General features: G+C 44.0%; 15 protein-coding genes. 8 read left to right on the plus strand and 7 right to left on the minus strand.

Translation table 11 applies throughout. The annotated features are described in order from the left end of the window. Nucleotides 1-116 precede the first annotated feature (116 nt). On the minus strand, nucleotides 117-473 hold the full coding sequence (locus ACTQ33_RS00100) for a helix-turn-helix transcriptional regulator (RefSeq protein WP_441461033.1): 357 nt from the start codon (nucleotides 471-473) through the stop codon (nucleotides 117-119). Between the two features lie 169 nt (nucleotides 474-642). Between ACTQ33_RS00100 and ACTQ33_RS00105 the strand changes: the two genes are divergently transcribed. Genes ACTQ33_RS00105 through ACTQ33_RS00115 form a run of 3 tightly spaced genes read left to right on the plus strand, consistent with a single transcriptional unit; the run spans nucleotide 643 to nucleotide 2,593 of the window. Next, nucleotides 643-819 carry a DNA-binding protein gene (locus ACTQ33_RS00105; RefSeq protein WP_441018264.1) on the plus strand — a complete coding sequence of 59 codons (177 nt, stop codon included), beginning with the start codon at nucleotides 643-645 and terminating at the stop codon, nucleotides 817-819. A gap of 51 nt (nucleotides 820-870) precedes the next feature. Continuing rightward, the gene (locus tag ACTQ33_RS00110; protein ID WP_441461035.1) at nucleotides 871-1,272 is read left to right on the plus strand and encodes a response regulator; all 402 of its coding nucleotides are present in this window, start codon (nucleotides 871-873) and stop codon (nucleotides 1,270-1,272) included. Then, on the plus strand, nucleotides 1,199-2,593 hold the full coding sequence (locus ACTQ33_RS00115; RefSeq protein WP_441461037.1) for a tyrosine-type recombinase/integrase: 1,395 nt from the start codon (nucleotides 1,199-1,201) through the stop codon (nucleotides 2,591-2,593). Before ACTQ33_RS00110 ends, ACTQ33_RS00115 begins: the two co-directional genes overlap by 74 nt. A 90-nt stretch (nucleotides 2,594-2,683) precedes the next feature. On the opposite strand, the gene ACTQ33_RS00120 is transcribed toward ACTQ33_RS00115, so the two are convergent. From ACTQ33_RS00120 to ACTQ33_RS00130, 3 genes are read right to left on the minus strand one after another with little or no spacing between them, the layout of a single operon-like run. Continuing rightward, on the minus strand, nucleotides 2,684-3,352 hold the full coding sequence (locus ACTQ33_RS00120; RefSeq protein ID WP_441461039.1) for a hypothetical protein: 669 nt from the start codon (nucleotides 3,350-3,352) through the stop codon (nucleotides 2,684-2,686). A gap of 4 nt (nucleotides 3,353-3,356) precedes the next feature. Next, the gene (locus ACTQ33_RS00125; protein ID WP_441461041.1) at nucleotides 3,357-6,329 is read right to left on the minus strand and encodes an HsdM family class I SAM-dependent methyltransferase; all 2,973 of its coding nucleotides are present in this window, start codon (nucleotides 6,327-6,329) and stop codon (nucleotides 3,357-3,359) included. 32 nt (nucleotides 6,330-6,361) lie between these two features. After that, a complete protein-coding gene (locus tag ACTQ33_RS00130) occupies nucleotides 6,362-7,501 on the minus strand; it encodes a Fic family protein (RefSeq protein ID WP_441461043.1) in 1,140 nt (379 codons plus the stop codon). Between the two features lie 269 nt (nucleotides 7,502-7,770). Between ACTQ33_RS00130 and ACTQ33_RS00135 the strand changes: the two genes are divergently transcribed. The 5 genes from ACTQ33_RS00135 to ACTQ33_RS00155 all read left to right on the plus strand — a co-directional run bounded on the left by ACTQ33_RS00135 (nucleotide 7,771) and on the right by ACTQ33_RS00155 (nucleotide 9,816). Next, the gene (locus ACTQ33_RS00135) at nucleotides 7,771-8,289 is read left to right on the plus strand and encodes an ABC-2 transporter permease (protein ID WP_441461044.1); all 519 of its coding nucleotides are present in this window, start codon (nucleotides 7,771-7,773) and stop codon (nucleotides 8,287-8,289) included. Between the two features lie 91 nt (nucleotides 8,290-8,380). After that, the gene (locus tag ACTQ33_RS00140; protein WP_441461613.1) at nucleotides 8,381-8,482 is read left to right on the plus strand and encodes a hypothetical protein; all 102 of its coding nucleotides are present in this window, start codon (nucleotides 8,381-8,383) and stop codon (nucleotides 8,480-8,482) included. 359 nt (nucleotides 8,483-8,841) lie between these two features. Continuing rightward, complete coding sequence (locus tag ACTQ33_RS00145) at nucleotides 8,842-9,072, plus strand: helix-turn-helix transcriptional regulator (protein ID WP_441461046.1); 231 nt, start codon at nucleotides 8,842-8,844, stop codon at nucleotides 9,070-9,072. Nucleotides 9,073-9,087: 15 nt separating this feature from the next. Then, nucleotides 9,088-9,507, plus strand: a complete 420-nt coding sequence (locus ACTQ33_RS00150) for a DUF2178 domain-containing protein (protein ID WP_441461047.1) — start codon at nucleotides 9,088-9,090, stop codon at nucleotides 9,505-9,507. Between the two features lie 12 nt (nucleotides 9,508-9,519). Beyond that, nucleotides 9,520-9,816, plus strand: a complete 297-nt coding sequence (locus ACTQ33_RS00155) for a DUF6442 family protein (RefSeq protein WP_441461049.1) — start codon at nucleotides 9,520-9,522, stop codon at nucleotides 9,814-9,816. A gap of 178 nt (nucleotides 9,817-9,994) precedes the next feature. Here the strand turns inward: ACTQ33_RS00155 and ACTQ33_RS00160 are convergent, their stop codons facing one another. The 3 genes from ACTQ33_RS00160 to ACTQ33_RS00170 all read right to left on the minus strand — a co-directional run bounded on the left by ACTQ33_RS00160 (nucleotide 9,995) and on the right by ACTQ33_RS00170 (nucleotide 14,220). Beyond that, a complete protein-coding gene (locus ACTQ33_RS00160) occupies nucleotides 9,995-11,566 on the minus strand; it encodes a hypothetical protein (RefSeq protein ID WP_441461051.1) in 1,572 nt (523 codons plus the stop codon). Continuing rightward, nucleotides 11,559-12,266, minus strand: coding sequence for an ABC transporter ATP-binding protein (locus tag ACTQ33_RS00165; RefSeq protein WP_441461053.1), 708 nt, complete (start codon nucleotides 12,264-12,266; stop codon nucleotides 11,559-11,561). The genes ACTQ33_RS00160 and ACTQ33_RS00165 overlap by 8 nt, the downstream gene beginning before the upstream one ends. 241 nt (nucleotides 12,267-12,507) lie before the next feature. Then, a complete protein-coding gene (locus tag ACTQ33_RS00170) occupies nucleotides 12,508-14,220 on the minus strand; it encodes a SpaA isopeptide-forming pilin-related protein (RefSeq protein WP_441461055.1) in 1,713 nt (570 codons plus the stop codon). Between the last annotated feature and the right edge of the window lie 89 nt (nucleotides 14,221-14,309).

Below are 14,309 nucleotides of genomic sequence, written 5' to 3' on the forward strand. Positions count from 1 at the left end.
GGATACCCTCAACAAGCAGCGCCGGGAGCCGAATGGCTATCCAGGGGCATTGCTTGCCTCTTTCCCGTAGGAATAAAATAAGCCAGTGACGAAACCTTCAAATTTCGCTCACTGGCCTACTTTGTTTCAAGTTTCTTGGAAAGTTCCTTTAGTTCCTCTGCAAATCCACGAGTGTGGTGCAACAAGGTTTCCCGCATCTCCGGCGGACAGTTCATATACAGCAGCTTCATCTCATTCTGCCCTGCTTCGTCCGGCGTGAGGTCCGGGTACATAAGCGAGTCCAGTGAAAGATGAACCGCTTTTGCCAATGCTTTCAAAATCAGATAGGAAGGATTTCTCCTGGCTTTCTCAATATCGGCAATCTGTTTGGTAGAAACATGGGATTTATCAGCCAGCTGTTCCTGCGTCAGATTTTTCTCTTTTCTTGCTGCTCGGAGTGCGTCTCCCAAGGCTGTCAAATCGTCAATCGGCATTATCGTTCACCTCAATAATATTGTATCGTTCCGGTTTGATTTGAGGAATAACCTTATCATTCCGGTTTTCCGGTATGATTATACCGATTTTCTTTTCGATAGCATGGTTGTAGGCTTGTATTATTCGAGTAACGGAAATATAATGGAATGAATTGCAGGAGGTGCCAAAATGGACTACATGACATTGAAAGAGGCAAGTGAAAAATGGGGAGTTTCTGCCCGTCAGATAAATTATTATTGTTCAGCTAATCGGATTGAGGGTGCAATAAAAGTGGCCACAATCTGGTTAATACCTAAAAGTGCCAATAAGCCAATAGATAAGCGCAAAAAGAATGCTTCTTTGTGAGATTTCTGCGATATTTCTTTTTTATCATAATCAGAGAAAGGATGTGAGCGCATGAGAATTTTAGTGGTCGAAGATGACCGTCTTTTGAATACAACTCTTTGCTATAATCTTTCTGCCGCTGGCTATGAGGTGGAGGCCGCTTTAAGTAAAAGTGTTGCAGAACGGCTTTGTGAAAAACAGGACTATGATTTAATCGTTCTTGATGTTAACCTGCCGGATGGAAACGGCTTTGATTTTTGCCGTGACATGAAAGAACGATCCCCGGACACGGCAGTGATTTTCCTTATGAAGCCAGCAAAAATAGCTGCAAGCATTTCGCCCATTGCGGCTTCACGCTACCGTCAACAGCGGGTGAATATAGCTGCTGCAAAAAGGAGGAATGATGATGGTAGCAGGCCACCTGAGAGAACAAAATGGATATTTCCAGATGATATTAAGCTGGAAAGGTGCTGACGGTAAACGGAAAAGCAAATCCATCAGCACCGGACTTGCCGTAAAGGGCAATAAAAAACGGGCTGAAGCAATGCTGCTCAAGACCCGAAAAGAATTTAACCCCGAAAATCTGCTGGAAAACGCAGATATGCCGTTTCATGTTTTTTTGAATAAGTGGCTGAAAGAAAACGCTTTTTCCTTTAGCCCAAGTACATACGCGGAATATGCCTACGATGTTAGAAGTCAGATTGAGCCATTCTTTGAGAAACATCCTATTGGTTTGCTCAAAATGTCTGGACGCGATCTGGAGGCATTTTATCGCTATGAAAGACAGGAACACGAGGCTTCTTCGCAGGAATTGCTGCAATACCACGAGATAATCGTGGCAGCATTTCAATACGCCGTTGAGTTGACATGGCTGAAGGAAAACCCTGTGGCTCATATCAACCCGTGTGCAGATGAAGCTCCCATACTCTTTACCGATTTTATTCTGGAATGGCTGGAAATGATGAAAAGCAGCGTCGAGCTGACCACATATTCATCCTACGCCAATTCCATCAAGGGAAGCATTGTCCCGTACTTCAAAGACAAAATGCTCACCTTGCAGGACCTGGAGAAGCACCCCAAGCACATCCAGGACTACTATCAATTTGAGCTTGGTAAAGGGCTTACGGCTAATACCGTAATCCATCGCCATGCCAACATCCGTAAATGCTTGCAGTATGCGTTCCAGATCGGACTAATTAAGTCAAACCCCGCTGACCGTGTGGAGCGGCCCCGGAAAGACAAATATCTTGCGACGATTTACAACCAACAAGAGCTGGAAATCCTTTTCAAGACTGTGAAGGGCGACCCCATTGAGCTGGGTGTTATTCTTGCCGCATTTTACGGACTGCGGCGGAGCGAGGTAGTCGGACTGAAATGGGATGCGATTGACTTTGAAAAAAAGACAATCAGCATAAAGCACACCGTTACGCAAGTCAATGTGGATGGCAAGAACATCACCGTACAGAAGGACCGAACGAAAACGAAGTCCAGTTACCGGACCCTGCCTTTGGTCCCACCCTTTGAAGAACTGCTGCGACGCTTGAAACAAGAGCAGCTTGTCAATCAAAAGGTATGCGGTGCAGCCTATTGCAAAAAATATCTGGATTATATCTATGTAAATGCAATGGGCGAACTTGTCAAACCAAACTTCATCACACAGCATTTTGAGATTGTATTGAAAAACCACGGATTGAAAAAAATCCGTTTCCACGATCTCCGCCACCCGTATGTCAAGCACACGACAAAAAATATAATTCTGAAAAGCAGAAAACCCAAGCTACCAAGATGGATTTAATAGCTTGAGTTCTCTGCTTTTTACTGCTTATCTATAACAAGTAGCACATAATAAGTAGAAACCATATTCTCTAAATATTGGGTATGTATCTTAATGCGAAAAATCAAAAAACAAGTGATGTATGGTTATTTCCTGATTATCAAGATCCCGCGTATGCTGTGAAGAGTACTGCGGTTCCACATAGCGTAACTCTCGGGACAAATTGCTTACTGGCGTAACTTTCGCAATTTCAGAAACAAGTTCGGCTACAATTTCAGGAATCTTACCACTTAACACATACCCAATAATCGAAGATTCTGATGACTGTGAACCATACCGTCCTGAGGTATAATTTTTAACTCCTGTTTCGACATATCTTTTGATTTTATCTTTCTTGTGATTATATAGATTCTTGCATTCTGCGCCAAAATAACTGTTTGAAGTATCCCAATCACGAAAACAAAAATCAATCGTGGGCTTGTATCCACGCCCCTTCTTTAATGTGGGATCTTGGTATTGATGTACTGGGCCAATGCTGTTTATTCGTAGGATAGTAGCTCTATTTTCACTGGTCCATCGAAGCGAAATTTTACCATACCATTCTTGCGTAATATCATCTTCTTCAGTATTTTCAGTGATAGTGATGCTTGTATCCGCAATTATGTCATGATAACCCTGCCATAAAGTCAATAATATTTCGTTGACTCCAGAAGGGCCAAGCCGCTTTGCCAAATCGTCCGGCACAGCTGAGGATGCCGTTATATTTCTTATACTGCTCATTACATCACCTCCATGCCTTGGAAATATCTTCGAATATTTCATCTGCATCTCTGCAGGCGGCAGAATATGTCCAATATTTGCGTTGTGCTGGTTTAACAATAAAAATCTTTTCTCGTTGATAAATGCGGAGGTTTCTTCTCACGAAAACCATTTGTTGATTATCTACCAATGAACGGTCCAAGTTTAGGAGTATTTCATTAAGCTGATCATTGTTAGTTATAACATTTAGATCCTTTGTAGTGGGATGCTCAACATTCAACACAAGCACAGATAGTGGGGCATCGCCAATATATAGGTCTCCAGAAAAACCCACGTCAGTTCCAAATGTCCTAGTCAGCACTCCTTTTACAGAAGCGTAATATAGTTTGTAGCTATCAATGCTCGGTCTGGAAAAAGATACTGAACGCCTTTTATTCTTGAAATAGTCATAAACATAGTCAATAACATCATCTATTTGATAGCACTCATATTCCTTTAACCGATACATATTTCGCGCAAACTGTTCCAACAGGTAATTTTCTTTTGGGGACTTCACTAATTTATCGAAGATGTTGCAAGCTTCTGTAAGCTCGGCATTGTTAGGTTTTGGGATTGGTGTCTGCCAGATGTCCCCGGCCTCTAACTCGTCCCGTTCTACTAGCCACTTCCTATTTGTAAGGATATGATAGTACGAAAATATTCTTGAGCCAATTATCACGCTCAAGTACTTAAGCTGTTCAATTTCACCGTGAATCCCCAAAAGGCTATGATTAAATACAGCATCGTAATCTAGTACCTCAGAAAGGAATTGCCCATTTTTGTGGCTCTGTTTTATTATTAGGTGTGGAGCTTTGAAAATTTCTCTAGCATTCTTAACTATGCACTCAAAATCATCAAAATCAACCGTTGGGAGTTTGTCGGATGAAATATAATATGGTTTAAAGGATTTGGCTTCAACCAATGGAAGACCTTCGAAGTCACAACATTGGTGCTTTCTATTTCCTCTCTTGAATCCCTCGGCAGTTATCATGTGATTTTCTTCAATGAATGATGCCATAGGTGCAAAAGTACTTTGCAGTTTTCCTATTAATTCAAGATCTCTAGGTGCTCCCCACATTGCAATTTTCCAGATCCTATCGTCATCAATAATGTCACGGGGTATTCTACATATATCGGTAGGATCAATAGAAAACCTCCTAATATCTTCAATCGTGTAAATTGGCTTTGGCGTGCAATAAACTATTGGTTGAATGACCTCCTCCTTTTTAGGAGTATAGATAATGGCAGCAGCAGGTCCACTAGCGTGATCAAACAAGAATTTTCTATACACTGATAGATTAATAATCGCTAGGACGTTGTTATCGGAAAACAGATTTGCCCTATACGTCCTGCTTTTATCTGACCTATTAAAAAGCAATCCTTTGCTCGGCATAAGGAGGCAAATGATTCCGTTTTGCTTGCACAACTCTGAGCACTTGATAGAAAATGCCTGCGCAATTTGCTTGTCACCTATTACGCGATTTGTTTTTTCCAAGTATTCTTTTGTTTTTCCAGTAATGTTACTCTGCCAAGGCGGATTGCCGACAATGACATCATATTTTCTGTTATTAAAGGATTTATCCTTATCGAAAAAATCACTTGAAATCAAGTTGTTATCTAATAGACGCGGAAATGAAAGCTTATCCCAGATGCTTCGTGGATCAAGAAAATCACACATGGCTAAGCTAAGACTAAACGAGGCAACTCGAATAGCTTCCTCATTAATATCTACACCAAAGATACTGCTTTTCAAGAGAAGATTCAATTGATCACAGTTGATCGTATGAACATCATTTTGGGACATCCATCTACAAACAAGTCTTCTGTATGCCTCAACTAAGAAAATGCCCGAACCGCATGATGGATCAAAAAAGGATGTATCTTTATACTCGCCTTCCCACGGATATACTTCATCCATGACCAAGTTGACAAGGTGGAGAGGTGTATAATACGTGCCCTTCTCATCATCTTCGTCTGACAGGTGAAAAAACAGCTCATAGATACTGCTGATCAATTGAATGGGGATAATGTCAAAACTATAAAATGGCCATAACGCGAGTTGTTTGCTCTCTAATTCGCTATCGCCTAGAATAAATGTGCGAAGCTCATCCAAGTCATTTTGAGTAATAATCTCTATTTCAATTTCTGAGACTTGCAGTGTATCACCATTAAACTTCTCTTTAAGTGTTCTAAACAAGCTATAAGTTGCATCTTTACTGTTTAGCACATCGGTATACTGTTTTGCTGACTCCAAAAAATTGGAATAAAAGCCTTGCGGAAATACTGTTTCTCCGTTTGAATCTTTTCGTTCTTCCAGGTACTTAATAAAAATCGACCGACTGAGCAAAGAGTGAACTATGCTCGTGATCGTTTCCTTACTCTTATCACATCTTTTGCTGATTTGATTAATCAGCGTTCTTCGCATTGTCCTCAAATTTGACATTAATGTGGCATCCACCCGGCTTTGGATGTCAAATCTAATCGTACTTTGCCGCCAATATTCGCCGCTTTCAAGCAATGAGCGATGATATTTTTGTAGTGCAAGCCGTTGTGAAGCCAATCCATTGGTCAAGCTTAATGTTTCAATTATTCCTGCGGTGGGGCTAAGGTTTCCGTTCTCAGTGGCTTGAGGGGTCGCGTAGTTATTATAAATTAAAATCTCATCCGGAGTTACTACAAATAGCAGCGGAGCCTCTCCGAGATTCCACGAAAGGCGATGCAACTCTGCAACTTGTTTTGCATCATATTTCTGGATAACGGAAAAATAGATAAGCGGAATTTTGGCAATCCCATTTGTATCACGAAGAAAATATACGGCGTCAATCCCTATCTTTTCATGAACTTGTGTATAGAATAGTCTTTGAAAGGGGCTCATGCTCTGCAAACTGTCTTCTGTAGCCAAACCGGTACTGCTATTTATATCAAGGCATTCAAATATGCCATTTAGCAACTCACTCATTTTTCTGCCCCCACATGTATTATTTTTCAAAACTAGTCACATATTGTTTGATTGATGCTTGGGAATGTATATATAAAATCAAGACAGGCGTACTTCCATACCCGATTTCTTGTGGCATCGCTTTCTTGCATAATTAGATTGTACTTTTGCAATGTAGCAAATGCTTTAGAAATAGAATTGTATGATAAGTTTAGATGCTTTGCCGCAATAGGAATACTTGTAACAGGGAAAGCCTTAAGGTACTCATACACGTTCCAAAAACTTCTTGTTTGTGGTACTTCAGCCCTTAACCTTTCCTCGTCCAGCTTAATTGTTTCTTCATATTTCTTGAGCAGTGCCACACTGGTTTGAGCAGCTTCATTGATAATCCGTATGAAATACTTAATGCAACGTATATAACCACCACTGTATTGTGTTGTGCTGAGTATATCAAAATACTCGTTTTTATTGAAGAACAGGTGTTCAGATAGACACAGTCCAGGCAACGCTTTGCTTGCGATTTTTTGCAGAACCATGAATATTAGGATACGTCCAACAACCCCATTATACTTCTCGAATGGGTGTATCATTTCAAACTGATAGTGTACCAACGCAGCTTGAATCAGGGGATCATCTTCACTGTCATAGAGATAAGCAGAAATGTCGGCCAATGACGGTAAAACAGCCTCTGGAGCCGTTGGGTTATAGATTTTTAAGTTTGATACTGCACGTTGCAAAAATGTTTGGGTGTCACGGATACCTATTTGTTGCTCTGGTTTATCACCATATAACGTGATGCCACATATTTTGCTGTAATCTTGAGCTACAAACTGCATACCAGCTGCTACTTTATAAGCTGACATCAAATTGTTTATAGGTTCTATATCACCCTTACCGGTGCCTCTTCTAACTAATATATCACTAAAATCTGGTGCATCATAATCTATCATTCTGGAATAGGTGCATTCCTTTAAGCGCATTAATTCACAAAACGAGTTTTTATTTGGCGCATACTGAAGCAAACCTTCTAATCGCCCAAGGTTGTGATGTGCCTCGACCAAAAGCGCGGCAAGTTCATCATCCAATTTAAAAAGTGTAGCACCTTTCAATGGACGAGGTGTGAAGGTATAGTATGTAAAATTAAATTCTTCATTTTTACGCTGTTCGGTGTAATCTCCTGTATATGGATGCATCTCTATTCCTCGGTGGCTATTTTGTTAATTTTAATTATAGCAGGCAATCATAAATAAAGGAAGCACTATTCCGCAATTAATTTCAATAAATTACGAAATAGTGCAACATAATAGCTGATTAAGCTTCCATGACTTAGGCACCCGTATGTCAAGCACACGACAAAAAAATATAATTCTGAAAAGCAGAAAACCCAAACTACCAATCTTAGTGCTGATAGTCTGGGTTTTCTGTTTTTGCTTTTTATTCTACGACTTTGCCCGTAGTATAGGTGGGATTAGCGATCCAAGTTTTTCTGTTTGTAGTCAATATCGGTACATCGCTTCGGGCAGATGAAATGGCTAAATGGAGCAAGTATGAAATCACACTGCCCGTCAGCCGAGGCAATCTTGTTTTGGCAAAGTATATTTCCGTTGTGATTTTGCTTGTGTTAGGTATGTTCATGGGAAGTGTAACTGTCGCACTCTTGCACATCAGCGGGTATACGATGACACTGCCAATTATGCTCCGTGGCTTTGAAGTTGGACTTACATTATCTTTCTTCTCGATTGCAGTGATGTACCCGCTCGTTCTGAAATTTGGGACAGAAAAGAATGAACTGATTCTGATCTTATCAACTTTCGGTGCAATCGGAATGCAGCTGCTGACCGCCGCGTGCTTAGCCAAATGGACAGACGGTATGAATATGCGGCATCCTCTTGTTGAAGCCGTTTCAACCGTTATTGCAATTATAATCTTCTTTGCATCCTATTTTGTTTCCGTAAAAATCCATAAGGCCAAAGAATTTTGAGTGTTCAGAAAACAATGATTATGGAAGAATGGATTTTGTGTCCCTTTTGCAGCTGTAAGCCAAGAGCAAAATCAGAGAAGATTTCGAACTTCTGAATTTTCTATTATTTTGGCCTGAGCGCAAGCACGAGTCACTAATCAATGTAAAATATACAGTGATCAAAGAGCCAGACGCACAGACGCAGAGCCGATAGCGCACAAGGTTTTCCTTGAAGCTATCGGTTCCTTTTTATCTAATACGCAATAATAGCGCCCCGCCCGACGGGGGAAAGAAAAAACCGTTGCCGAGCAGGTTGGTTTCGTGCGCTTACTCTACATATCCAGCGGCGGTTTTGAGAAAACGAGGCCACCGTCTTTCTTTGCCAGCATAGACTCGCACCACAGACAGGGAGCCGCCCTTGCCGGACAGCTCCTTTCGCATATAAAAACCGTGAGCATATTCCCAAATAGCGAAAAGTGAAGCTTACTTCACTAAACACTTGACAAATATAACGCATTGTAGTAACATGAAGTTAGCTTCACCGGAAGTTAACTTCATGTCAGGGATGGTACAATGAAAACTAAAGTTAAGGAATTGCGGACAGCAACCAAAATGACTCAGCAGCAGCTGGCTGACCTCGTCCATGTTTCTTCCCGTACCATTATTTCTATTGAGAAAGAACAGTACAGTCCGTCACTCATGCTGGCATATAGAATAGCGCAGGTGTTTGGTGTAACAGTGGAAGAATTATGTTGCCTGAAAGAGAACAAAGAATTGGAGGATAAGCAATATGGAGATTTATAGCAAGGAGGCATCAGTATGAAACACATAAAAAATAAACGAGCCTTTGCGACAGGTGTAATCACTGCTATTGCTGCACTCATCTGTGTTGGAATTATTATGACACAGGGCGCTCAGCCACGCTTTGTAATCTCACTTATTATCTTGATAGCATGGAGCATGGTAAGCTACTTCACAGCTTTTACGAAGAAAGGTGTAGCCGAGCAAGCATCTGAATATGCTGATGAGCGTGACCGTTATATCGCTCAGCACAGCAGTCACACGACATTGTTGATAAGCAACTATCTACTGTTTGGGGGATGCTTTTTAGGGCTCTTTCTTTACGGCGTATTCAAAAACACTGTGTTTCTCACGGTAGCGGTAACGCTCTGCAGTGTACTCATCGTGATGCTTATCGTTCTAATTTGTGCAAACATTTGGTTTGAAAAGCGTAGCTAAAGGAGAAAAATAATGAAAAAGTCGCAAAGGAAAGCACCAATTAAGGACGAACGAGACAAACAAATAGATCTACAAGCTAAGAACTCCGCACTGGAATATATGATTGGTGCTACGCAAGTACTAACGGTGATATGTTTAATTAAAGGTAATCCAGCGTGGAAGGGAAGCTTATCGTTACTGTTTTTTGGTGCAGCTTTTACATTGTTCTATAAATATCAGCAATACATAGAAAAGCCTTATCGTTTAGTTGGGATCATTTTTCTGGTTATAGGGATTGCGTTGCTAATTTGGTTTGGAATTACTGGTTAAATTATTAGCACATCGGTGGAGCAACTGAGCAGGGACCTGGAAGGGTCACCTGCTCTTTACTTTTTGCCGAAATCTCCCCTATCAATCCTAAGAGTCTAATTCAACCAACAATAGAGAAGAAAATTTATTTTATACAGAACAGGTCCCACAAACGGAACCTGTTCTGTACTTGGAATCCTTATGTCCGAAGCCGGAAAGTCTGAGGAGCGTATTTGTAGACCAAAATACTGGCAACTACGGAGTACAACACACAAAAGGCAATACACGCTACGCCGAACACCAAAATTGGAAAACGCAGGTTCATCATGGCGTAACACACCACATAAGTCAAGATCATGACGATGCGATAGGTGCCGCTTTTCATCTCTGTGCCCGCCGTGTAGGGCTGGAGCAGATAGTAGGCGGTCAGATAGTGGATGGAGAAAAACATGCTCATGAATAAAACAGAAACCACCAAAACCACATAGTTCAGAGGATTTTCCGTGCCGCCGGACACAAACAGAATCACTGATAGCCCGATGCCGATGACCAGAGCCGGTACGGCGTTGATTTTGATGATTTCCCGCAGTCGGATCTGAAACAGCTTCAGCACAAATTTAGGCTGTTTGTAGAAAGAGTAGGTCAGCAGACTGTGGTCGCAGTTCATGAACAGCGCGCTGGTAAAGCCGGTTCCGCGATTGATCAAATATAGAATGAAAGCAAAGTAAGGAAGCCAGGTCATAACCATCTCATTGATGTCTGTCTTCACCCCTGGCTCAAGGGCCATCAGAAGCAGAACGCCGCAGCAGAGGATGGCACAGATTACAGCGATTCGGAGTGTTGATCGCCATAGGATCTTGCGGTGGCGCTTGATAAACAGCTCATTGAGAAATTCAAATCCGTTTTTTTGGCTGGTGATGGTGAGATCAGCGGAGATGACCTTTTCATTGGCTGTCTTGACTGCCTTTTTCGCTGTATCAATTTGGGTAAACAGACCAGCCAGCAGTTCCTGATTGATTTCCCGGTAATAACGGAAAGTCACCACGCGCCGCAGCCCCAGCAATCCCGCCGGGATACAGAGGACCCACAAGACAGCGGATACCTTGAGCGGCAGAACGGCCCCCGCCAGCAAGGGGAGATAGGCCAGAGCCAGCAGGACGGCGGTCAGCAGCCAGGGCCATTTTTTTAATTTGCTGTCGTTGCGTACATGGCCGGTTTGCTCATAGTCCCACAGAGAATAGGAATCCACCGCCAGCTTGCTCCCCGCCACAGCAAACGGGATCAACAGGCACAGCCACAGGGGAACCCCCCGGCCAAGGCCAAACAGAAGCACCCAGGGCAGGAAACCAACAACTACCTTCAATAGGTAATAGCCGTAATTGACCAGCGTGTAGGAGCGGGCATTCATTCGAAGCAGGATCATGGCATAGTATTTGTCCCGTTTTGCATCGAACAAATTGGTGTTCATAAAGGAGCCTATCAGCGTCAGAAGCAATAGGATGTGCAGGAATGTCTCTTTGGACTGAAGATCTGGACGGATCAGCTCCAGGCCGCAGACCATAACAAAGAAGTAGAGAAACTTGAAAAGGAAAATCGTAATCAGTTCCCAGATCACTGTCAGAACATTGGCAAAAATCTTCAATCCCCGCACCTGATACAGTGTATTCGATAAAAGATGTTTCAGCAACGGAATCTGCTTTAGGGAATGCAGGATGGCATTCACCCGATAGGTATTCTTCAAAGAAAAGGACAGCCGTAATGTATTAAGCATAGGATTCCTCTTTCAGTGCCGCAATAATTTTTTCCTTGAATTCCTGATTGTCCAGATTGGACTTCTCTACAACCTCCAGAACCCCGTGACTAAGCAGCACAATCTCATCGCAGAGGTCCAAGGCCAGGTCCATGATGTGGGTAGAAAAAATGGTGATCTTGCCTTCTTTTTGGGAACGGAGCAGTTGCTTCATCTCCTCTGCCACCACCACATCCAGTGATGTGAGCGGCTCATCCAGCAGCAACACCCTGGGCTGGGCAATGATGTTGATGAGCATCTGCATTTTGTTTTTCATGCCGTGGGAGTAGTCCTTCAGCAGCTTGTCCCGATCCTCTGGGGCAATACTCATCATATCAAAGTAGTCGTCCATAGGCCGGATGTCCTGAATGGAAGATTTGTTGATGTCCAGAAAGAACTTCAAAAACTCCCGCCCAGTGAGAAATTCCGGTACTGTGGGGGTAGAAAGCACATAGCCGATGTCTTCGGCGGAAATCTCTCTGGGCGTACCGTTTTCTTCCAGGAAAAAGGTGCCGCTGTCGGCCCGGATATCTCGATTCAGACAGTTGAAGAGGGTGGTCTTGCCAGCACCGTTGCGGCCCAGCAGGCCGTAGATTTTACCCTCCTCGAAGATAAATGTAATTTCTCTCAAAACCTCTTTTTTCTCAAAATGTTTCGAAAGATGGTCAATGACAAATCTCATACAGATCTCCTTATGATTTTATGGAATGACTCTTATTGGATACGAAAGCCGCTGGAACATTTCTGGAACACAAATTCCATTTTCTCGTTCTGATTTGTAAATACCAATTGCTCGTAGTCAGCGTTTTCTACTTCATGGAATGAAACGATATGTTCATTTTGGCTGATCCAGAGTGTATGTACTTCCTGTGCTCTGGTTTTTGATTTCTCCATATACTGCTCCTTTTGGAATCCGCTATGCTTTACATGGATACGCTTGCGACCAACTGCTCCACTTCCAGAGAAATGCTGGTAGTGTCCGCTTCTGTCTGCTCCATTAAGGCCTGCAGATGATCCAATACACCGCAGATCTGACTTCTGGTCTGATGCACCTGTTCCTGGGACTGATGGATTTGATCCAGCACAGCCCAGTCGGCAAAAATTCCGTCGAAGAAGTAATCGGCCACCCGCAGAAAGCCATCAATGCTGACCTGAATATCTGCATCGATTGTCACATCGGCCAGCTCCGTTTTGAAGCGGCGCAGTTGAGTCTGCAAGGTCTCCACCGATGCCTGGGCCTCGTCCAGATGGCTGTGTTTCACCAGATCCGTGATGAGACCGCCGCCAACGAGATCCCAGGTTCCCCAGCCTTCCGCACTGTCCAGTTCCGATAGGATCTGATCCGCACAAGACAGCGCAGCGCTGCCGGCATCCAACGCCTCCTGCAATTCCTGTTTCTGGCTCATCAAGTAGCCTTCCCGCTCCTCCAACTGGAGGATCTTTTCGGCAGTGCTTCCACCGGCCACTTTCACTGCCGCAGTCTTTTCCCGAAGGATAGAGGCATAGGCGTATCCGTTCTGGTCGGTGGTGAACTGATCCACGGGATTCATATTGCCGTCGTAAAGGAGGAAGGTCACACCATAGATTCCCTTTCGGGTGGCGGCGTCGATTTTGTGTAACAGAATACCCGAAAACGCCTTGTTGGTTACGGTCTTGCGGGTGGTCTCCCCATCCTTTACGGTGAAGTAGATGGGTGTGGGGTCCAATTTGAAGGTATCCGGGCAATCGGTTTCCACTGCATAGTAGTTGTCAGCCTCCAGGGGCAGAAACACTTTTCCATCCTTCCCGGTGGTCACGGTATCCACCAGAGCGTCATCGCTGACGCGGCGGATTTCAAAGGTGACGCCGGAGATGGTTTCTGTTTTATCTGCCTCATTGACTTTGGTAAACTCCACACCGCCCACCGGCGCATTGTAGAAATAGAGCTGCTGGGTATCGTCCGGGTTTACCACCAGCGTCTGGCTCTGGGTGTTGGGGTCAATGGTGTATCCAGGGATGCTTTCCACTTCAGTTACTACCACTGTACCGGTGATGCCGGAGAGGATGATCTGCCCCTCCGCATTGGTCCAGTACAGCCCGTTGGAGGACAGCTTGCCGCCCTCGTCCGGCAGATAGGTGCCGTCCGCGTAGGTGATCTTGAACTGCACCCCCTTCAGCGGGGTCTTGTCCTTGCTGGACAGCTTGTGGATGATGAGGTTTCCCATAGGCTGGTTGCGGAACTCCACTGTGACGGTCTGGCCCTCCTTGACCTGGACGGTCTGGGGGGTGTCGTCCAGCAGGAAGCCGTCCTTAAAGGGGACCTTTTCCTCCTTTTCCTTGGTCTGCCGCGGAGTGCTCACCGGGGGAGAGTCACGGGCGCGGCCATGCCAGGTCAGCAGGTACTCCACGGCCTCCGGGAAACTTTTGTTATAGAACCGCTGGAGGAATGTGATGGCATCTCCGCCGATGCCCTCTGAGTAGCGGAACCAGGTACGTCTGTCCTTGATCCGGATGCTGTCCATCTCCTGCGTGGTGTAGTACCTGCCGATCCGCTTCACCTGGTAGCCCAGGGAGATCAGCAGATCTGGAAGGTCCGTGTCTCGGACAGTGGCCATTTCAGCCTCTGTAAAACGAGTTTTTTCTGACGTTTGTATCATGTTCACCCCCCTTCTAGGAAAAACAAAAAAGGGGCCGGAGGACGCATCTGTTTGAGATGTGTCCTCCGGCCCCTTGCTTTGACTCCTTG

This window comes from Candidatus Avoscillospira sp. LCP25S3_F1, from assembly GCF_052117125.1.
Classification (GTDB): domain Bacteria; phylum Bacillota; class Clostridia; order Oscillospirales; family Oscillospiraceae; genus Avoscillospira_A.

Bases quoted from the DNA above. Each gene is read 5' to 3' on its own strand.
- ACTQ33_RS00125 (WP_441461041.1), bottom strand. From the start codon at position 6,329: ATGAGTGAGTTGCTAAATGGCATATTTGAATGCCTTGATATAAATAGC.
- ACTQ33_RS00165 (WP_441461053.1), bottom strand. From the start codon at position 12,266: ATGAGATTTGTCATTGACCATCTTTCGAAACATTTTGAGAAAAAAGAG.
- ACTQ33_RS00130 (WP_441461043.1), bottom strand. From the start codon at position 7,501: ATGCATCCATATACAGGAGATTACACCGAACAGCGTAAAAATGAAGAA.
- ACTQ33_RS00145 (WP_441461046.1), top strand. From the start codon at position 8,842: ATGAAAACTAAAGTTAAGGAATTGCGGACAGCAACCAAAATGACTCAG.
- ACTQ33_RS00155 (WP_441461049.1), top strand. From the start codon at position 9,520: ATGAAAAAGTCGCAAAGGAAAGCACCAATTAAGGACGAACGAGACAAA.
- ACTQ33_RS00115 (WP_441461037.1), top strand. From the start codon at position 1,199: ATGATGATGGTAGCAGGCCACCTGAGAGAACAAAATGGATATTTCCAG.
- ACTQ33_RS00160 (WP_441461051.1), bottom strand. From the start codon at position 11,566: ATGCTTAATACATTACGGCTGTCCTTTTCTTTGAAGAATACCTATCGG.
- ACTQ33_RS00110 (WP_441461035.1), top strand. From the start codon at position 871: ATGAGAATTTTAGTGGTCGAAGATGACCGTCTTTTGAATACAACTCTT.
- ACTQ33_RS00120 (WP_441461039.1), bottom strand. From the start codon at position 3,352: ATGAGCAGTATAAGAAATATAACGGCATCCTCAGCTGTGCCGGACGAT.
- ACTQ33_RS00170 (WP_441461055.1), bottom strand. From the start codon at position 14,220: ATGATACAAACGTCAGAAAAAACTCGTTTTACAGAGGCTGAAATGGCC.
- ACTQ33_RS00100 (WP_441461033.1), bottom strand. From the start codon at position 473: ATGCCGATTGACGATTTGACAGCCTTGGGAGACGCACTCCGAGCAGCA.
- ACTQ33_RS00150 (WP_441461047.1), top strand. From the start codon at position 9,088: ATGAAACACATAAAAAATAAACGAGCCTTTGCGACAGGTGTAATCACT.
- ACTQ33_RS00105 (WP_441018264.1), top strand. From the start codon at position 643: ATGGACTACATGACATTGAAAGAGGCAAGTGAAAAATGGGGAGTTTCT.